This is a genomic window from Bradyrhizobium sp. AZCC 1610 (genome assembly GCF_036924515.1).
Taxonomy (GTDB): Bacteria; Pseudomonadota; Alphaproteobacteria; order Rhizobiales; family Xanthobacteraceae; genus Bradyrhizobium.
Genome location: NZ_JAZHRR010000001.1, coordinates 1,915,988 through 1,933,813 on the forward strand (window position 1 = coordinate 1,915,988; position 17,826 = coordinate 1,933,813).

17 protein-coding genes and 3 pseudogenes are annotated in these 17,826 nt (G+C 62.2%); 6 read left to right on the forward strand and 14 right to left on the reverse strand.

Translation table 11 applies throughout. The annotated features are described in order from the left end of the window. The first annotated feature begins 25 nt into the window (after window positions 1–25). Window positions 26–370, forward strand: coding sequence for a DUF1491 family protein (locus V1279_RS09165; protein WP_334434532.1), 345 nt, complete (start codon window positions 26–28; stop codon window positions 368–370). On the opposite strand, the gene V1279_RS09170 is transcribed toward V1279_RS09165, so the two are convergent. Beyond that, window positions 367–1,344, reverse strand: coding sequence for a DUF2336 domain-containing protein (locus V1279_RS09170; protein WP_334434534.1), 978 nt, complete (start codon window positions 1,342–1,344; stop codon window positions 367–369). The two genes, V1279_RS09165 and V1279_RS09170, sit on opposite strands and share 4 nt — an antisense overlap. A gap of 245 nt (window positions 1,345–1,589) precedes the next feature. Between V1279_RS09170 and V1279_RS09175 the strand changes: the two genes are divergently transcribed. Beyond that, window positions 1,590–1,790, forward strand: coding sequence for a hypothetical protein (locus V1279_RS09175; RefSeq protein WP_275183902.1), 201 nt, complete (start codon window positions 1,590–1,592; stop codon window positions 1,788–1,790). A gap of 73 nt (window positions 1,791–1,863) precedes the next feature. Continuing rightward, window positions 1,864–2,580, forward strand: a complete 717-nt coding sequence (locus V1279_RS09180) for a hypothetical protein (RefSeq protein ID WP_334446279.1) — start codon at window positions 1,864–1,866, stop codon at window positions 2,578–2,580. A gap of 17 nt (window positions 2,581–2,597) precedes the next feature. Here the strand turns inward: V1279_RS09180 and V1279_RS09185 are convergent. From V1279_RS09185 to V1279_RS09215, 7 genes and pseudogenes are all read right to left on the reverse strand, one after another. Continuing rightward, window positions 2,598–2,735: pseudogene (locus V1279_RS09185) on the reverse strand (IS5/IS1182 family transposase); the annotation flags it as partial. A 16-nt stretch (window positions 2,736–2,751) separates the two neighbouring features. Next, window positions 2,752–2,913: pseudogene (locus tag V1279_RS09190) on the reverse strand (transposase); the annotation flags it as partial. A 605-nt stretch (window positions 2,914–3,518) separates the two neighbouring features. Further along, window positions 3,519–3,881: a hypothetical protein gene (locus V1279_RS09195; protein WP_334434540.1), complete on the reverse strand. Its 363-nt coding sequence runs from the start codon at window positions 3,879–3,881 to the stop codon at window positions 3,519–3,521. Window positions 3,882–5,215: 1,334 nt separating this feature from the next. Next, window positions 5,216–5,461 (reverse strand): DUF2934 domain-containing protein, encoded by a 246-nt coding sequence (locus tag V1279_RS09200; RefSeq protein WP_334434542.1) that lies wholly within the window; start codon window positions 5,459–5,461, stop codon window positions 5,216–5,218. Between the two features lie 296 nt (window positions 5,462–5,757). After that, window positions 5,758–6,036, reverse strand: a complete 279-nt coding sequence (locus tag V1279_RS09205; RefSeq protein WP_334434544.1) for a hypothetical protein — start codon at window positions 6,034–6,036, stop codon at window positions 5,758–5,760. A gap of 716 nt (window positions 6,037–6,752) precedes the next feature. After that, complete coding sequence (locus tag V1279_RS09210; RefSeq protein ID WP_334434546.1) at window positions 6,753–7,424, reverse strand: tyrosine-type recombinase/integrase; 672 nt, start codon at window positions 7,422–7,424, stop codon at window positions 6,753–6,755. 160 nt (window positions 7,425–7,584) lie between these two features. Then, complete coding sequence (locus tag V1279_RS09215; RefSeq protein ID WP_334434548.1) at window positions 7,585–7,881, reverse strand: hypothetical protein; 297 nt, start codon at window positions 7,879–7,881, stop codon at window positions 7,585–7,587. A gap of 456 nt (window positions 7,882–8,337) precedes the next feature. On the opposite strand from V1279_RS09215, the gene V1279_RS09220 reads away from it, so the two are divergent. Continuing rightward, window positions 8,338–10,134, forward strand: coding sequence for a vanadium-dependent haloperoxidase (locus V1279_RS09220; RefSeq protein WP_334434550.1), 1,797 nt, complete (start codon window positions 8,338–8,340; stop codon window positions 10,132–10,134). Between the two features lie 173 nt (window positions 10,135–10,307). Here V1279_RS09220 and V1279_RS09225 read toward each other — a convergent pair whose 3' ends face one another. Continuing rightward, entirely contained in the window at window positions 10,308–11,165 is an 858-nt protein-coding gene (locus V1279_RS09225; RefSeq protein WP_334434552.1) for a LysR family transcriptional regulator, read from the reverse strand. 93 nt (window positions 11,166–11,258) lie between these two features. On the opposite strand from V1279_RS09225, the gene V1279_RS09230 reads away from it, so the two are divergent. Further along, on the forward strand, window positions 11,259–12,116 hold the full coding sequence (locus tag V1279_RS09230) for an MBL fold metallo-hydrolase (protein ID WP_334434554.1): 858 nt from the start codon (window positions 11,259–11,261) through the stop codon (window positions 12,114–12,116). Window positions 12,117–12,262: 146 nt separating this feature from the next. Here V1279_RS09230 and V1279_RS09235 read toward each other — a convergent pair. From V1279_RS09235 to V1279_RS09255, 5 genes and pseudogenes are all read right to left on the reverse strand, one after another. Further along, window positions 12,263–12,592: pseudogene (locus V1279_RS09235) on the reverse strand (DUF1254 domain-containing protein); the annotation flags it as partial. A 60-nt stretch (window positions 12,593–12,652) separates the two neighbouring features. Further along, window positions 12,653–13,003: a DUF2846 domain-containing protein gene (locus V1279_RS09240; RefSeq protein WP_334434556.1), complete on the reverse strand. Its 351-nt coding sequence runs from the start codon at window positions 13,001–13,003 to the stop codon at window positions 12,653–12,655. Window positions 13,004–13,266: 263 nt separating this feature from the next. Beyond that, complete coding sequence (locus V1279_RS09245) at window positions 13,267–13,881, reverse strand: DUF1254 domain-containing protein (RefSeq protein ID WP_334434558.1); 615 nt, start codon at window positions 13,879–13,881, stop codon at window positions 13,267–13,269. Next, window positions 13,878–14,456, reverse strand: coding sequence for a DUF1214 domain-containing protein (locus V1279_RS09250; protein ID WP_334434560.1), 579 nt, complete (start codon window positions 14,454–14,456; stop codon window positions 13,878–13,880). Before V1279_RS09250 ends, V1279_RS09245 begins: the two co-directional genes overlap by 4 nt. A 152-nt stretch (window positions 14,457–14,608) precedes the next feature. Then, window positions 14,609–16,894 carry a transglycosylase domain-containing protein gene (locus V1279_RS09255; protein ID WP_334434562.1) on the reverse strand — a complete coding sequence of 762 codons (2,286 nt, stop codon included), beginning with the start codon at window positions 16,892–16,894 and terminating at the stop codon, window positions 14,609–14,611. Between the two features lie 292 nt (window positions 16,895–17,186). Between V1279_RS09255 and V1279_RS09260 the strand changes: the two genes are divergently transcribed. Then, a complete protein-coding gene (locus V1279_RS09260) occupies window positions 17,187–17,702 on the forward strand; it encodes a YcgN family cysteine cluster protein (protein ID WP_334434564.1) in 516 nt (171 codons plus the stop codon). Window positions 17,703–17,826 lie beyond the last annotated feature (124 nt).

The following is a 17,826-nucleotide window of genomic DNA, read 5'->3' on the forward strand; positions in this document are numbered from 1 at the left end:
GTCGCTGGCCTATACCGTCGCCACCATGCGATTGAAATCCAGCATCTGGGTGGCCGCTTACCTGCGCCGCTGCCAGACCGAGGGAATCTTTGGCGCCGTGCGCAAGCGCGGGGCGGAGGAGGCGGGGGCGGTGTTCGTCAAGGTGGCGCTGCTCGACGGCAACGCCATGCTGTATGCACCGGCGCCGCAGACCGTCTATGACGAGAGCCGCCCGGCCGAGCGCTTGTTCGTGTCCGCTTCGCTGCAGCCGGTGCCGGAGCAATCGGTGGAAGAACGCCTCGCCAAGGAACTCCGGTTCGATCCCGACGCCTGGATCGTCGAGACCGAGGACCGGGCAGGGCGGCATTTTCTGGATCTGGCGAAGTCTTAGCGCTTCTGGCCGTCGGTGCCGGTGCGTACCGCCGGAGAGCTTCCGGGCTGCACCGAGGGGCGGGTCTGCGGGGTCGCGACGCGCGCGCGATGCCGGTCGTCGTCGTAGAGCGCGGCGCGGTATTTGGCGCGGGTGACGGCCATGGTCGAGCCGCGCCACGCCGCCAGCATTACCAGCGCGGACCGTTCGCTCAGCCGGTCGTAGAGCCGTGACAGCCTATAGACGTTGTGCACGGAGGAGCCGAACTCGGGATTGAGGAACAGCAGCACGCGCTGGAAGGCTGCGCTCGGCATGTCCAGTGCGCGCGCGGCGCAGGCCAGCGGCTCGCCACCGGGATCGTGGACCACCTGTTCGGCAATCCGCTGCGGCAGGATCAATGCTTCGCCCAGTTCGAGCGCGAAGTTTTCGGTGTCCTCGGCGAACGCGGCCATCTCCAGGATATGGAGCGCGCGCGCGGCGCGGGCTGCCGGAATTCGCGGCGAGGCTTTCAGCGGCGTGTCGGCGATATTGTGCAGGATCAGCGCGCGCTCGCTGGCGCCGGCCGCGAAGAACATGTCGCTGATTTCGGCGGCATCGTTGGGCCGCATCGACAGGGTGGACGCCATCCGCAACTGCGCTTCGGTCGGCGGCTTCAGCGTCGGCGCGCTGGTCGGCGCGGCGGCAATCGCGGCTGCGAGCGGCAGCGCCTCGCCGGGATGCGAACGCCGCAGCCCGAGCTTGTCCATGATCTCGGCCGGTGTTGCCGGATAGATCGCGAGCCGCGCCCGCACAGCGGCGCGGGTAGCGTCATCGACCTGGTCGATCAAACGGGACGTCAGTTCGATGAACTGCCGCTCCTCGTCGGCGGAATGGGCGCTGGTCTGGACATAGAGGTCGGTCAGCACGCGCAGCAAGGTAGGCCTGATATCGACCCCCTCGCGGCGCGAGAGCGTCATCAGCCCGTCGAATCCCGGAAACAATAGAGCTGCTGTCATGTCAGGTGTACGCGACTTCGGTAATCCCCTCGGGTCAGCCTACGCAGCGCGCTTTAAGAGTTGGTTAAGGAAAACAGCCCGTGAAGAAATCCGATAAAATGCCAGCTTTCGGCGGGCGCGAGCAGTGCCGGACCCCGTAACTGTACCGCCTGCACAAATTAAGATGCCGTTAACCACGTTCTGTTCTGAATAATGGCATGTCGCCGGCCAGATCGTGTCCGTGCGGCAACCAGAAAGAACGGAACATGGGCACCATCATTGAATTTCCGGCGGATGCGGCTTCGCGGCGGCCGGGCTCAACCATGGATGGCGCTCCACGCGATGGCTTGGGAACCGTGCTGATCCTTCCCGTTGTCCGCATCGAACGTAAAGCCGGCGAGACCGGCGACGGGCGCGGGCCGGAAGAGGGGGCGGCGCCCGGTCGCCGTCGCCGTCGGCGCCCCTGAACGACGGACATTTGAAATGCCGGAGCTGTGCCTCCCGATCCGGACCACCGGGCTTCGGTCACTCCCGGTTCTCATGCTGCTCGTGGCAAGTGCGGTGCTCGGCGGCTGCAGCGGCGGCGATTTCGGGCGCACTCGCGCGGATATGCGCAACGACGACATGCACCGCTGGCTCGGTGCCGAGGCCACGGCTAGTGTCGGCCTCAAGCCGTCGCACTTCCAGCTCACCGAGAACGAGCGCCAGCTTCGCGATCTCGCCTATCCCCTGATCGAGCCGCCGCATTCGCGGCCCGCCTGGAAGAGCGTGTTCGGCGATTACCAGCCATTGCCCTCGCCATGGCGGCAGAAGGTGGTGTTCGACCGCACCACCTACGGACGCGCTTTGATCGACGAGCCGCACCGCTCGCACACCTCGCGCTATCAGCAATTGATCGAGGACGTCCGCAACGACATCACGCGGTTCGAGCCGTTCTTTGCCTCCGCCGCGCGCGTCATCGAACTCGACCGCAAGCGTAGCGCCAGCCTCAAGATGGTGTCGGAACTGTCGCCGCGCGAAGCGGCCGATGCGATCGCCCGCATGGAAGAGAACACGCTGATCGTGCAATGGGTCCAGCAATGCCTGGAGCGGCGCATTTCATCGTATCGCTGGGCGCTGGAGCGGCTGGTGATTCAGACGCCCGACACTATCGCGGCCGATGCGGACCGCCTGATCGGTGAACTCGCGGCGCAAACCGCCAACCCGCCGGTTGCCGCGCAGCCCGTGATCGGGCGCGCCGTGACGGTGAAGGGGTAAAGAGTGGACTCATTAGCACGCAGCCAAATTCGGATCGATGCGCGCTTGATGAACGCTAGATAGTTGGCCGAGAGTTTGTCGTACCGGGTCGCGACACGCCGACATTGCCTGGTCTTGTTGAAGAATCGTTCGATCAAATTCCGCGTGCGGTACAGATACGGGCTAAGCAGATCCGTAGTTCTCTAGTAGGTCGCGCCAAGGTGCTCCTGACCCCAGGACCCAAAAGATACCATTGAGCACGCGACGGTCATTTACACGCCGAATGCCGCGTGGCTTGTTGGACAGCATCGGCTTGATCGAGGTCCACTCATAATCGCCGAGTTCGTAGCGCATGATTCGAGGCTCGAGTTTTGGAGATTGAATCACGTTCGCGGTGGCCCCAGCCCCATCAACCCGAAATGGCTAGCGATGGTGCCGCCAATGTTCTGAATTTACTTCCGCTTTCCGGATGAAGATCAGATAGTGGGAAAGTATGCATACCTCATACACCGCGGGAGCCGAGCTATTATAAGAGGCTTTGCGCTGGCCGCCCGATGCCTGCCGGCCGGCGTATCGACGACTCTCACCGGGGTAGACCGGAAGTCGCCGTGGTCCGGCCAAACCGACGCGAATGACCCAATTCGGCCGTCCGCTTATCTGACCTCACACGCGGCTTTTTTATGCCGTGAACCCCTGTACAATGAGAGCTGCGCGATCAAAGTATGCTTACGGAAAACAAGCGGGCCATGCCACATCAATGTGCAGCGGGAAACGGTAGGCAAGTCGTCATACGGGTGGGGTTCGGAACACGCGACTGCCCCCTGCGCGTCGGGGACGGCGATGAGTTTGCCTAACGCACAGGGGAAGATCACGCCTTACAAGTTCGTGCACCCGGAAGAGGAGCGTTAGGCCCCGCCGGTTCACGGATGCGAGCTTCTGAGTATTGGTGATCCATATCTTCAGGCCGTCTTGGCGAAAATCGTGAGCACACCGTCGGCGATGTTGATGGCAACAACTTGCGACGAGCTCAAGCCCTTCGCTTTAAGTGCAGATGATGCCTCCGGTGTAGCGTCAATGGACTTCCGAAGTGACTGTATGTCTTCTTCGCTTGTCTGCGCGACGAGTTCGTCGACCTTTGCGCGGACTGCAGGTTGCAGTTGCTTAACGTCGACTACCTGTATGCTCCGAATGACCGCGCTGGACTTAGCAGGCGGCTCCTGTGCTCCGGACTGCGGGGATGCCCCTTGTGCCTGCACGAAAGCGGGCGTCCCAAGGGAGAGTGCTGCAATAATGACGGATGCAGTAACGATGCGCATGGTCATTCCTTTTCTCAGTTTGGGAACCTAAAAAAACACTATCCGCGAACTTTGGTTAGCGTCTGGCTCTCTTTTGGCTATTCGGTGAAACCAATGTGGCTGATGCGCGGTCCGCTACGTTGCGAAACAGATGGCGGAATGCTCGCCGGTTTCACGCCGGCCAGGCCATCCGGGAACCAACTTCTAAAGGACCCGTAGGAGAGATGAAGATCAAAAGAAACGCTCCAGCAACGGCGGCGACTGCGGCCGGGCAGCCTCGGGACCCATTTTGCGCCGGAGCGCGGCCGGGCATGGCTTATAAATAGACCCCTCAGAATTGCCGAATGGATGAAGCGGTAGCGCCGCTTGCGTACATGGGATGGAATAAGACGGGGACGTCTGGCACTTTCCGGACCTGATAGGCCGGGCTGATGATGTCTGTTCTTGGGGTAAAGCGGACTGCCGAGTTTGCGCGCCCGGACTTCCGAATTTGACCCGCAGACGTCACTGACCCGGCGCGACGCTCAGGTGAAATGTCGGCGCTAGGATGCACCAGCTTTCGGCAAAGCGAACGACGTTGTGCGACTGCCGCCACTGCCATGCCAAGCTTCCATCAGGCCGAAGATTTTTTCATGTCACGGTCGGGAGAGCACTGCACTCGCCTATGGAAGCGACCTCTAAATCGTGCTTGGCCTCCTGTTCGCCTAGATTGGAGCCCATCATTGGATTTTCCGTAGATCATCTGGCTCGCGATGAAGTCGTCTAAGCCCCGGGAATGGACCGAACTAGAGGTTAAGACCCTGATCTCCATGAGCGGGCAGCGGCATAGCGCGGCAGAAATATCGAAATCCCTTGGACGCTACGTTGGTTCGGTGAAAACGAAAGCGCGGGAGCTTGGATTAGTAGCTGTCAAAAAGCGATCAAAGTCCAACCGGTGGGGCGCGAACTGATGACCATTGGAGATGGAAGCGGTGCGCTCCCGCGTTGAATTGGCTATCATCCAGTCAGATCACCGAGCGCACGCCGCAATCTGCGTTGCCTCCGAAGGCAATCGAATGACGTCGCCCAGGCCATCTTGGCGGGCGGGGCGGCGCCGCGATCGCCGCGGTGGTCAGGACTGCCGAGTCGCTCACTCTCGGCGCATCATCGCTTCCCGCTTAGCCAACGGCTTGTCCACCCAGGCGCTGCGCGATCTTGGAACGGGCGGCAGTTGATGAGCGCTCCCACGAAACGGCCGCGGAAGCGCCGGTACTTCTCCTGAAAATCGGCCTCGATTCGTTTTGACGAACAGGAGCGGGGCTACCCGCTCCGCTGATGACGGAGTCGTCGTTACGGGTCCGCGTGACGATGCTCGCATGGACCTATGCGGCGCGGGTTTTGTTTTTTCCCGATCGGGCGACCTTTGCCTTTTTAGTGGATTTCGTCGCAACCAAGCTCGTGTCGGTGGGCGCTGCGGCGGCAGCGTTGCTGCCTGAGCTTTCAACGGATGTCGTGAGAATTTCGCGTTGAGCATTGAGCCAATAGATGTCCGCCTGGCCCTCGGGTTGACCATCGGCGATCCAGAGGTGGTAGGCACGTTCGCGAATGGCCTCTTCCAGATTTGGCATGGGATTCTCCTTTCATGATGCGCCCAGCCCCGGCAGGCAAAGTCTTGCTCTGTAAGGTTAACGAAATCTTAACCGCTTGTGTCGGTTGGATTGCCTGGTCGGATTGCGATCAGCCGGTCTCTTTGAAGCGCGTCAAGATCGCGGCGGCGGGCGAAGGACGAGCCTGCCGCCGCCCGGCAGCGCGATCGGCTCGTCGAACTTACGGCCCCAGCCTGATGAACACTCTGGCATCTCCTCGCCCCGGGGGTATCCAACCGGAGGCGACTGGGCGGCGCAGGATTGCGCCAAAGCCGGAGCTATGTGGTCAGGTGCACCAGGTGGCCTCGCTCGGCAGCAGCGCGGATCAGGCCGGCCGTGGCCGGCATGTGGGTTTTGTCTTGCACCTGGCGCTCGAAAATTTCCTCGGGTACGGCCGAGAGTTTCTGCCAGCGCGAGGATTGATCGTAAGAAATGCCCACATCGGAAAGCCCCGTGTCCGTCGAGGCGTTTTTTGGCCGCCCGTCGCGTTTGGCAGCGGTCTGGTCGCAGCCGATGCAACCCGGGCAGCGGCGTTTGGTACTTGATATATCAAACACTCGACTAATCCGTAAAAACGACCACGCATGCTCACCGCCGTTCCGCTTGCAAGTCACATCCACAGCGTCCCGAGGAACGTTGCGCCAGGCAATTCTTGCTTGCGCGCCCCGACGAGATACATGCCCTTGGCTGCGGTACAGGGGGCTGGATTGAGCCAACGCGGTTTTCTCGCCGGAGCGCGCACACAAGAGAGCTCCTCTGGTTTGCGATGTTATGAAAACTGAGCCGTTCGGAAAGCCGGCAGTCCGGATGTACCAATTTGGGTAGTACTGGGGTAGCTGTCAGAACCGATCCTTGACGCGGTTGCAAGCCGGATACGTTGTTTTAGCGTTCGGGCGGTCGGCCCGTGGCTAGGGAGCAATCCCGATCCCGATCCCGATCCCGATAATCGCCAGCGATATGACGATCACTAGCACGTCAATCGTCAGCCATGTGGGTATGCGTTTCGCAGGTTGGGTCATAGCGTGTGCCCTCTGCGCCTACGTTATGTACCGGATGACACAAATGGCTATGAACGAGTTCACATGCCTTGGCGACGCGCCTCAAAGGTGCCGTACAGGCTTTCGAGTGACCGTAAAGATCTGACAGACGCTCTTCGCAAGGCTGGGCTGCCGGAATAACAGTCGCATCTACTGCATTTGTCTGAACTCGTCGGCTTCTGGCACAAACCACCGGTTTGAGGGAGGGCAGAGCACGTCCACTCTGCCCTGGTATTTCAGACATCAACTTGTTCCGCTATTGCGAGGGTGTCATCAACCTCGATGCCAAGATACCGGACCGTGCTTTCGATCTTCGTATGCCCGAGCAAGAGTTGGACCGCTCTCAGGTTGCCTGTCAGCCGATAGATCAAGGTAGCTTTTATGCGTCGTAATGAGTGCGTGCCAAACAGCCTCGGGTCCAGCCCAACGCTTCCGATCCATTCCGATACGAGCCGCGCATATTGGCGCGTTGTCATGCTGCGGTCGGAACCGCGACGACCCGTGAATAAGAACTCCCCGGGCCTCTTGTTGGCGGCCTTTAGATAGTCATCGACCGCCTGACGGGTTTGCTCACTTAATTCAAATCTAACAGGCCGCCCGGTTTTCTTTTGCCGGACAATAGCGCGATCCGCCGTGTAGCCACTCGCAGCAACATCCTCGACCCGGATGGCGACCACGTCGCAGCCGCGAAGCTTGCTGTCGATTGCCAGATTGAACAAGGCGAGGTCACGAGTGCGGCCTTCGATCTGGAGCTTCGTCCGGATCGACCACACGTGTTTAGGGCGCAGCGGTGGCTTTGCGCCAGTCAGCTTTCCCTTATTCCACGGCACTCGCTTGGGCGCGGGGGTGTATTCACTTGATCCTGCATGGCCATACTCCTCGGCTGAGTTACAGAGCACGAAAAGCATGCGTCAGCGCGTTAGGCATAGGAATCGGGTCGGTCTTCGGGCCAAAGCGGACTTCGCCTGCGGCCTGGGGGCAAACACCTTGTAGCGATTGACCCAGAGCAGACATCAGGCGGCGAGTACTGTTTTGACCCGAGTACCCTGATTTGACTCCGCGAGTGTGCTAATTCGGTAGCGGGAAAAGCGGGGTCGAACGGCTGCCATTGCCGAAATGAACCCGGCCAGTGATGCCGTTGATCCGCAAACTTGCGTCAATTGCTCTATTGGAGACGCAGCACTGAAACCAAATACGCTCGATCTCCCGACCATCGCGTAGCGCGATAGCTCTGTCGTATCGCTCTACCAGATCAGGACGCTCGCGTGCTATTTCGCCAAGAACTTCCACTTGGCTTTTGATCCAAAGAGCACTCGCGCCGGACGATTCTAAGCAACCGATTACGATACCCATAAATTGGGTCATTGCACCTTTTATCCTACAAGGTCGGCCCAGTTGCCGGCCTCTCTTTAAGCGAAAACTCGTATGTCGCCTATGGCACTTTTGAGACATGCCGACCGGCCCTGACGATGTCCGTTCACCGGGGTACACTGGAAGTCTTCGTCGGACTGTGAAAACGACGCTTTTGACCCAAAGCGGAAGTCGTCCAAAGATCAGACGTCTTTCCAGGACGCACGAGATCGTGTACTCTTTGAATAGCTGTCGTCGCAGGCGGGAAATGCCGAATTCCTCGCGGGACTGAACGGACAGCCGTCGTGCCATCGGCAAGCATTGCACTCGAATAGCCGACTTCCTTTTTCGCCGGTCCTTCAGCATTCGCATTCCAACGCGGGTGCGCGTAAGCGCGCCCGGATGCCATTTGAATCCTGAAAAGGGAAAAACGCGGGCCCCAGAGCGGTGCCTGCGAGGGAGGAGATCTCCATGGCTGACCACCCCACCATTTCGACTGAATCTGACCTGGCATCGCCGACCCTGCCGACTACCGCGGTCACTCGCCGCTCGCTCCTCGGCGGTGCCGGCATCGCAGTTAGCGCCGCCGTGCTTGCGTCTCCGCCGGGCATGCCCGGAGTAGCCCCGGCCGCGGCGCAGACTGTGGGCGTGAGCGTGGACGTGCGACCGCTCGACGCGGCGTTCAAGCGCCGCGCCTTCGAAGTCCGAGAGGCCTGCGCGAGAAACAACGAGAAAATTCCCATCGCGCCCCACCCGACGAATGGCGATGAGGCGCGCTACACCAACAAGATCGGTTCGGATTCACGGGGCCTGCCGCACGATAAACGCGGCGAAGTGGAGCAAGCGGCATGGCAGGCGCTCTATACCGCTTGCCAGTCGGGCGATCCCGCAGATTTCGAGAAAATCCCCCTCGGCGGCACGCGCAAACTGGTCAATCCCGTAGGCACACAAGCCGTCAGTCTCAGCGGCATGAACCCTACTCAGATTGCGATACCGGCGGCACCGGCCCTTGCAAGTGCGGAGCGCGGCGGCGAGGCGGTCGAGGTATATTGGCAATCGCTGCTTCGTGATGTTCCGCTTACCGAGTTGCGCGACGACACCGCCAATCGCGACGTGCTTGCAGCTACCGAGGAACTCAACAAGCTCGCCGATTTCCGCGGGCCGAAGTCTGGTGGGCTAGTCACACCCGGTACGCTGTTCCGTGCCAATGCGCTTTATTTCGACCCAACTGACCCGAAAGGCCGCTCCGTCACGCCTCCAGGCGTTTTGGACGGCCCGCTGATCTCGCAATTCCTGCTCCGGGACGTGCCCTATGCCGCACAGTGGATCAGTGCTCAAATTCGCACCACGTTGCCCGCCAACGAATTCCTGACCGAATACGAGGAGTGGCTGGCGATCCAGAACGGCGCCGTACCGAAACGCCGGTTGCAGTTCGACCCGACACCGCGATACATCACGACAGGAAGAGATCTCGCGGAGTATATCCACGCTGGTCCTGCACTTGGGTGGGCGGCAGCACTGATCCTTGCAACCCCCGGCGGTGGAGCGGATCAACGGTACGCCGGGATGTATCCACCGGCAGAGCCCGTGTCCTACCCATCGAACCCGTATCGGAAATCGAAAACCCAAAGCCCTGCGGGTGCCACCTTCGGGTTGCCTTATGTGCAGGCACTACTCGCCGCGGGGATCAGTAACTCCGTCCGCGCGTCCTACTGGCAGAAGTATATGGTGCACCGGGCTGTGCGACCGGAAGCCTACGGCGCTCTGGCGCACCATCGCCTCGCCAATGGCGTGAGCGACTACCCGTTGCATGATAACTTCCTGAAATCGGAAGCGCTTGATCGCAGTAAAGCCAAATACGGCTCCTATCTTTTGTCACAAACCTATCCGGAGGCCGCGCCCCTTCACTCCAGTTATCCCGGCGGTGCCACGAGCGTTGGTGCCGTCACGGCTACCATATTGAAGGCGTTTTTCGACGAGAGCCGCGTCATCGCCAACCCGGTACAGCCCGATCCGGCTGACCCGACGAGGCTCGTGCCCTATAGCGGCCCGCCGCTCACGGTCGGCGGAGAGTTGAACAAGCTCGCGGTGAATTTCGGTTTCGGACGGAATTGGGCGGGCATCCACTGGCGCTCCGACGCTTCGGCCTCAATGGCGATCGGCGAGGAAGTGGCTATCGGCATGCTGCGTGACGAGCGCACCACCCTCCGCGAATCCTTCGACGGCTTCTCCTTGACGCGCTTTGACGGCAGCCGCGTGACGATCTGACAGCAGCCGGGCGACGCCCCTGCCGTGGGGCGCCGCCCCGGTCCTGTGCAGAGTAATGGAGTAGGCACAGCCCACTTCCGGGTTTGGCACATCGCGTCATTTCGCTGCGATGCGGAATTTGGTCGCCATCCGGGGCATAGCGGACATCGATCAGCCGCGAGTACGCATCCTAGTCAGCTGCGCCGAGCCTTCGATTTGACGCGGCCCGCTTTGGGCCGCTGGCTCTGCAGTTTCGCGATAAAATTCTGCAACGCCTCCGACGGCGGCCGTGCCGAGCTGTAGGCGAGGCCGACCTCGCGCTTCACGTCGACGTCGATCTCGCGCACGGCGACATCGGAATTGGCGCGGGCCACGCCTTCGGGAACGATGGCAATGCCGACGCCGGCGGCCACCAGCGCCATCGCCCAGTCTTCGGATTCGGCAATCGCCGCGGGCTGGCGTGACGCTGATGCGGCACGGCCGAAAAATTCGCTCTGCTCGCAGTGACAGCGATCGACCATGGCGACGCCGGCGAGGTCTGCGGTGCGCAGCCGCTCCTTCAGCGTCAGCGGATGCGATGGCGGCAATGCTGCGACGTAGCGCTCGATCCAGAGCGGAACGAAATGCTCGTCGGCGCGCAGCAGATTTTTGGATACGATCCGCGCATCCGCGGCATCATCGACGCCGACGAGGCGGAGCGCGATGTCGGACGTCCCGGTCAGCGGCTTCAAGAGGGCAATGGTTCGCGGCCGGTCAAGCGTGCGCATCAGGCCGAGCGTTAGCGCGTTCCGCGTCGCAGGCTTTCGGAACAGGTTTTTCGCGGCGTCCGTCTCGTCGATGATGCGGCGGGCCACGGCGTGGAATTGTTCGGCTGCTTCCGTCGGCGCCACGCCCTTCTTGTGCCGGATGAACAGCGCCGTGCCGAGTTCGGCTTCCAGACTGGTGATCGCCGCCGAGATCGAGGGCTGCGAGATGAAGCAGCGTTTGGCGGCCGCCGTCAGGTTGCGCTCCCTGAACACGGCGGTGAAATAGCGGAGTTCGCGGATATCCATAGGTTATTCCTATCGATAATATCAGATATCGATATTTTACCTATGATGTGCGGAATGGCAAGCAAGGCGCCTGACCTCGAAGGAGACATCCTCATGCGCGTCCACCATCTCAACACCGGCACCATGTGCCCGATCGGCCGACGCCTGGTGAACGGCACTGGCAGCATTTTTCAGCGCGCGCGCCTGGTGTGCCATTGCCTGCTGATCGAGACCAATGACGGGCTGGCGCTGGTCGATACCGGCATCGGATTGGACGACATCGCGAACCCGCCGCGGCTGGGACCCAAATGGGTTCGGCAGACCACGCCGCGGCTCGATCCGGCCGAGACGGCCGTGCGCCAGGTCGAGGCGCTCGGCTATTCGAGAGGCGACGTGCGGCATCTGTTGCTGACGCATCTCGATCGCGATCACGCGGGCGGTATTCCGGATTTTCCGAACGCGAAGGTGCACGTCCATCGCCGCGAGTACGACATGGCGGTGACGCGCCGGACGCCCGCACCGAAGGGCCGCTACGTCACCGCGCAATGGAAGCATGGCCCGCAATGGGCGTTCTATGGGGAAGGCGGCGAAGATTGGTTCGGCTTCAAGGGCGTGCGCGCGCTCGGCGACCGCGAGCCCGACATCCTGATGATCCCGCTGCCGGGACATACGCTCGGCCATTGCGGCATCGCCGTGCGGAGCGGAGACAAATGGCTGCTGCACGCGGGCGATGCCTATTTTTTTTATGGCCAGATGCAGGCTTCGCCGCGGGTGCCGCTGGTGCTCGGCATGTTTCAGCGCCGCGGCGATATGGATCGCGCCATGCGGATCGAAAACCAGGAGAGGTTACGAACGCTCAAGGCCAATCACGGCGATGCCGTGACCATCTTCAATAGCCACGACCCCGTGGACTACGAGAATTGCCGCTGCGGCCAACACCAGGAAGTGCCGGCTCACGCTAGAGCAGGATGAGATTAGGTTGGGCTGTTACGACGGACCATCTCGTGCCCCGGACGCAAGCGGCGTGAGTGCTGCGAGCCGGGGCCCATTCTACTTTGCATGGGGTTGTTTTCGCGATTTTTTGTCTGGGCCCTGCGGTGTACCGCTCGAGGCCGTGATCAGCGCTTGGACCGTGGCGCAGGCGCAGGGGCTGGCGCGGGCGCTGCCGGTTCGGGTTGCTTGGCCGGCGGCGGCTCGGTCTCCACCTTGCAGCTCGACGCCGCGAGCGCGGCCTGCGCCTGCGGCATCAACCCGGGCTCCGGCGCCAAGGCCTTCAGCACGATCAGGCCGGTCGCAGTGGGGGAGTCGATGATCAGCCGGTCGGCGGCGGTGACTTCCTCGTCCTCTGGCAATTCGGAATGCTGCGCTTCCGTTATCAGGTCGAGTTCGATCACCTTGCGGCCGGCCGAGCGGTCGTTGATCGCGTAATAGGCGACCTCGTTGCGCGTCATGATGCGGCCCTTTGCTCGGACCCGCGGCATGCAGTTTAGTTCGTCCCGCGCAAGGGATCAGAATTTGGGGCCGACGTACCTGAGGCGGTTTATGTCGGATTGTCCCTGCTCGGGGAATTCGAGCGTCGGCGTGACGTGGCCGACGAGTATGCCGGGTGTCACGGTTGTCTTGATGTACTTCGTCTCGCCCGCTGCCAATTGGAACGTAACCGCATTTTCCACCTCGGTTGCCGTTGTTACGGCGTATTTCCCCGGGGGGCGGTCGACATAAGAGAAGCCGCCGGGCACCGATCTGCTGACGACTTCATTGTTCAGCCGAATCTCGGGCTGAATAGCCGATCCCGTCAATTCACCCGGCCGGGTGAAGTAGACACGGCCGTAACCCGGCTTCAATGCCGGGATCTGCAAGGGCGGTTCATCGAGGCCGCGTGGACTCGCGCAACTCGCAAGCAAAAATCCGACAAGCACAAGGGGCAGCGCCCCGACTTTTGACCTCATATGCCCCCGTCTCAATATTGGAAAGCGCCCAGTTCGAAATCGACGGCAAACAACGAACCGCTGGCAATTGCCTCGCTGTTTCCTCGCCCCACGGGCTCAATTAGGCATACTCGCTTTGGTTGTTCAACGTTTTTCGCTCCGCGCGATCTACGCGTCCGCGCGATAGACCGTCTTCACCGCTTGCCCTTCGGCGCTGGCGCAGGCGCGGGCGGCGCCGGTTCAGGTTGCTTGGCCGGCGGAGGCTCGGTCTGCAACGTGCAACGCGATGCCGCGAGCGAGGCCTGCGCCTGCGGCATCAGGCCGGGCTCCGGCGCTAATGCCTTCAGCACGATCAGGCCGGTCGCGGTGGGCGAGTCTATGATCAGCCGGTCGGCGGCGGTGACTTCCTCATCCTCCGGCAATGCGGAATGCTGCTCTTCCGTCATCAGGTCGAGTTCGATCACCTTGCGGCCGGCCGAGCGGTCGTTGATCGCGTAATAGGCGACCTCGTTGCGCGTGTAGAACGACACTGACGTATAGGCCTGGCTGACCGGCACCGTCAGCTTGAGGGGGCCGCCGGAGAGATCGTAGCGGCAGATCGCGACCGCAAAGGCGGGGTCCATGAACGGCATCGGGGCGTTGTTGGGCTCGGCGAGCGGCAGGGCGGTGACGGCATTCTCCCTGGTCATCGGCGTCAGCCGCGAATAGGCATCCTGGGTGGCAATGCGCGGGAGCGCCAGCACGCTGACGAGATGCACCACGCCGCCCAGCAGCACGCCCGCGATGATGGTGAACACCAGCCGGATCATGGGCAGTTCACCGTGGAGATGGCAGGCATCGGCGCGTCGCGCTGCGTCCGCGTCGCCACGCCAACCGGCGTATCGTAGAGCCGCAGCATCAGCGCGTAGCGCTCGATGCCGCCGGTCGGCAGCCAGTTTCCGGCCCGCGACCGCGCCGCCACGCGGATCTCGAACGCGCCGTCGGAGCCACGGACGATCTCCTGGCTGGTGAAGCCGTAGCGCTGCAGCGAATTGGCGACCAGATGCCCCTTGCGGTCGAACAGCGTCAGCGTCCAGAACCGGGCCGCCGGCGTTACCCCGCTGACCAGCACGTCGCAGCGCCCGTCGAGCGGCTTGTTCTTGTCGTCTGACGTGGCCGAGAAGGCGATGCCGTCGCCGGTGCCGATCGGCAATTCGCCGCTGCGGGCGATCAAGGCGCGCGAATAGGGATCGACCTCGGCAGTGCCGCTCTTGGGCCGCGCGGTCCAGGCGCCGATCGTGAGCGTTCCGAGATCGGTGCCGCGCGTCGCTGTCATATAGGTCGAGCCGAGACCGACGGCCGTGGCAAGCGCCAACGCCAGCAAGGTGATGAAGATCAGCCGCACAGGCCGGTGCTCCGAAATCTCACGGCATCAGATTCCGGTTGAACCGGCTTCATCCGAAACCTGAAGCGTTTCTTTTTGTCTTGGCATGTCGGGACAGACGCCTCGCATCCGTTCCGAGGAAAGCCGGTTAACATTCTGCCGGATCATGCCTTCTAATTCTTCCGCTGCGCCGGCGCAGCCTGTTCGCCGGCGGCTGCGATATAGTTCTCCGGGAAGGCCAGCGCGCCAGACGTGATCGCCTTGGCGGGCTGCTTCTGATCGTTGGACGAGGTCTTGCCCGCGGCCTTGCCGGCCTCGTCGAGCAGCCGCTCGACACGCACCAGAATATCCGCGCCGCGCTTGGTCAATACCGGCGGCGGCCCCGGCTTGGTCTCCAGCACCCGTGCCGCGCTGTTGGCCGCGACACTGGCGGAAAGGGCGGGCTGCGGCAGTTTCGTACCCATGCCGATGCCGGGGACTTCCTTCACCTCGACGCCCTGATGCGCGACGAGCATGATGTCGTGCCAGGTTTGCGCGGGCAGCGAACCGCCGGTCATGCGGTTGGTCGGCGAGTAGTCGTCATTGCCGTACCAGACCGCGCAGGTGAAGTTGCCGGTGTAGCCGACGAACCAGGCGTCACGGTAGGCGTTGGTGGTGCCGGTCTTGCCTGCGGTCGGAATACCGTCGAGGGCGGCGCGGCGGGCGGTGCCCTCGCTGACGACATGGCTCATCATCCACGCCATGTCAGAGGCGACGGAGGCGGGAATGGCCTGCACCGGCTTCTTGCCGTCGCGGTCAAAGCGCCAGACCAGGTCGCCGGCGCCGGTGCGCACTTCCAGCACCGCGTGCGGTTTCACCGACTTGCCCTTGTTGGCGAAGGTCGCATAGGCGACCGCGTGTTCGAGCACGGTGACTTCGTCGGAGCCGATCGGCATCGACGGCGTATCGGGCAGCGGCGCCGTGAGGCCGAACTTCCGCGCCACCTCGGTGATCTTGACGCGGCCGGCCTTGGCCGGGTTCGGCGACTTGCCGCCCAGCGCAATCGACAGTTTTACCGGCACGACGTTGATCGAGCGGGTGATCGCCTGCGTCAGCGTGACCGAGCCGGAATAGTTGTGGCCATAGTTTTGCGGGCACCAGTTGCCAATGCAGACCGGTCCGTCGACCACTTTCGAGTTCGGGGTGTAACCGTTCATCAGAGCCGTGGCATAGACATAGGGCTTGAACGACGAACCCGGCTGCCGGTAGGCGTCGGTCGCGCGATTGAACTGGCTGGATCCATAGTCGCGGCCGCCCACCATCGCGCGAACGCCGCCGTCGAGATCGGCGACCACGGTGGCGGCCTGCGTCGCGTGATAGTCGCGGCCGAACTGGCGCAACTGGTTTTCGACGGCGTCCTCCGCGGCGCGCTGTACGTTCATGTCGATCGCGGTGCGGACCACGAAGACGCGCTCGACATAGGATTTCGGAAAGGTGTCGACCAGCTTGCGCATCTCTTCGAAGGCGTAGTCGAGGTAATAGTTCGGTGAATTTTCGTCGCGGCGGTCGACGGCGATCGCCGGATTGCGCCGCGCACCGAACACCTGGCCTTCGGTCATGAAGCCGGCATCGACGAGGTTGTCGAGCACGATGTTGGCGCGGGCACGGGCGGCGGGCAGGTTGATGTGCGGGGCGTACTTGGTCGGCGCCTTGAACAGGCCGGCCAGCATCGCCGATTCCGCCAGAGTAACGTCGCGCGCCGACTTGTTGAAGTAGAAATGCGCCGCGCCGTCGACGCCGAAGGTGCCGCCGCCCATATAGGCGCGGTCGAGATACAGTTTCAGGATCTCGTTTTTGGTAAGGCGCGTCTCCAGCCAGATCGCGAGGAAGGCTTCCTTGACCTTGCGCTCGATGGTGCGCTCGTTGTTGAGGAACAGGTTCTTGGCGAGCTGCTGCGTGACCGACGAACCGCCCTGGCGCACGCCGCCGGCCTGCGCGTTGGTGACGAGCGCGCGCGCGGTGCCGGCGATGTCGATGCCGAAATGGTCGTAGAAGCGGCGGTCTTCGGTCGCGAGCGTCGCCTTGATCAGATTGTCCGGAAAATCCTCCAGCGGAATCGAGTCATTGTGCTTGATGCCGCGGCTGCCGATCGGATTGCCGTAGCGGTCGAGGAACGACACCGCGAGATCGGACTTCTTGAGCCAGTCGTCGTCGGCGGTTTCGCGAAACGCGGGAACCGCGAGCGCCAGCATCACGATCAGCCCGCCAAGTCCGATGGTCGCGGCTTCCGAAAATGGCTCAATAAAGACCCAGCGCTTCCAGCGGCCGACATAGAAGCGATCCATGAAGGTGGAGTAGCGCTCGTACAGCTCGCGCAGGCCCTTGCCCGACGAGAACAGCGTCGAATCGATGCGCGCGTCCAGATCCAGAAAGAAGTTCCGGATCTTCTGCTTCCAGTGTGGAGATAGGATCTGGCGCACCGGGACCTTTGGACCTTTGGTCGGTTCGAAACGCTCACGCACCCGGCCGGGCGCTATCGAGACGTCATGCTTTAGTGTTGCGGCAAACCCAAGGCGCTTTTAGGACCCTTGGGGACTCGCAATTGTTCTATCCGAGCGGGGGCTATAAACCAATGCTCTCGCTCACCATTTACGTGGTCAGCCCTAACGCGTTCCCGGCTTTTTTGGGCCCGTAATCAGCCCGCTTGCGCCCTGGTTGCCGGACCCCCTAGAAGGGCTGCAGCCGAACTCGACCCGGAAACCATCCGACCTCATGACCGCACCGCCCAAGCGAGCTTCCAGCCAGGAGGGATTCTTCTGGAAAACCAAGACGTTGGAAGAAATGTCCAGCGCCGAATGGGAAAGCCTGTGCGACGGCTGCGCGCGCTGCTGCCTGGAAAAGCTCGAGGACGAGGATACCGGGAAAATCTACTTCACCCATGTTTCCTGCAAGCTGCTGGATTCGGGGCTATGCGCCTGCAAGGACTATCCGAACCGTTCCGACAAGGTTCCGGATTGTGTCCGCCTGACGCCCGAGAACGTCCGCACCCTGAACTGGCTGCCGCCGAGTTGCGGCTACAAGCTGGTCGCGGAGGGACGCGATCTCTACTGGTGGCACCCGCTGATTTCGGGTGACCCCAACACCGTGCATGAAGCCGGGGTTTCCGTGCGCGGCAGGGTGCAGGGCACTGAGGACGAGATACCCGACGAGGATCTCGAGGACCACATCGTGCAATGGCCGGCACTATTGCCGAACCGGGCGCGCCTGAAGAAGCGGCCGAAAGCCTGAACGTAAATCCTTGAACGGCTTGCGCTGACCGATCACGGAAACGCGAAGGTGTCCTCGCGGGATGCACCCATGCGCGCAGGCGTCTGCCGCGAGGAAGTTTGGCCCTCTATGGTGCAGCCATATG

Excerpts from the sequence above, each read along its gene's own strand:
- V1279_RS09165 (WP_334434532.1), top strand. The coding sequence starts at position 26 with ATGCGATTGAAATCCAGCATCTGGGTGGCCGCTTACCTGCGCCGCTGC.
- V1279_RS09170 (WP_334434534.1), bottom strand. The coding sequence starts at position 1,344 with ATGACAGCAGCTCTATTGTTTCCGGGATTCGACGGGCTGATGACGCTC.
- V1279_RS09175 (WP_275183902.1), top strand. The coding sequence starts at position 1,590 with ATGGGCACCATCATTGAATTTCCGGCGGATGCGGCTTCGCGGCGGCCG.
- V1279_RS09180 (WP_334446279.1), top strand. The coding sequence starts at position 1,864 with ATGCTGCTCGTGGCAAGTGCGGTGCTCGGCGGCTGCAGCGGCGGCGAT.
- V1279_RS09195 (WP_334434540.1), bottom strand. The coding sequence starts at position 3,881 with ATGACCATGCGCATCGTTACTGCATCCGTCATTATTGCAGCACTCTCC.
- V1279_RS09200 (WP_334434542.1), bottom strand. The coding sequence starts at position 5,461 with ATGCCAAATCTGGAAGAGGCCATTCGCGAACGTGCCTACCACCTCTGG.
- V1279_RS09210 (WP_334434546.1), bottom strand. The coding sequence starts at position 7,424 with ATGCTTTTCGTGCTCTGTAACTCAGCCGAGGAGTATGGCCATGCAGGA.
- V1279_RS09215 (WP_334434548.1), bottom strand. The coding sequence starts at position 7,881 with ATGACCCAATTTATGGGTATCGTAATCGGTTGCTTAGAATCGTCCGGC.
- V1279_RS09220 (WP_334434550.1), top strand. The coding sequence starts at position 8,338 with ATGGCTGACCACCCCACCATTTCGACTGAATCTGACCTGGCATCGCCG.
- V1279_RS09225 (WP_334434552.1), bottom strand. The coding sequence starts at position 11,165 with ATGGATATCCGCGAACTCCGCTATTTCACCGCCGTGTTCAGGGAGCGC.
- V1279_RS09230 (WP_334434554.1), top strand. The coding sequence starts at position 11,259 with ATGCGCGTCCACCATCTCAACACCGGCACCATGTGCCCGATCGGCCGA.
- V1279_RS09245 (WP_334434558.1), bottom strand. The coding sequence starts at position 13,881 with ATGATCCGGCTGGTGTTCACCATCATCGCGGGCGTGCTGCTGGGCGGC.
- V1279_RS09260 (WP_334434564.1), top strand. The coding sequence starts at position 17,187 with ATGACCGCACCGCCCAAGCGAGCTTCCAGCCAGGAGGGATTCTTCTGG.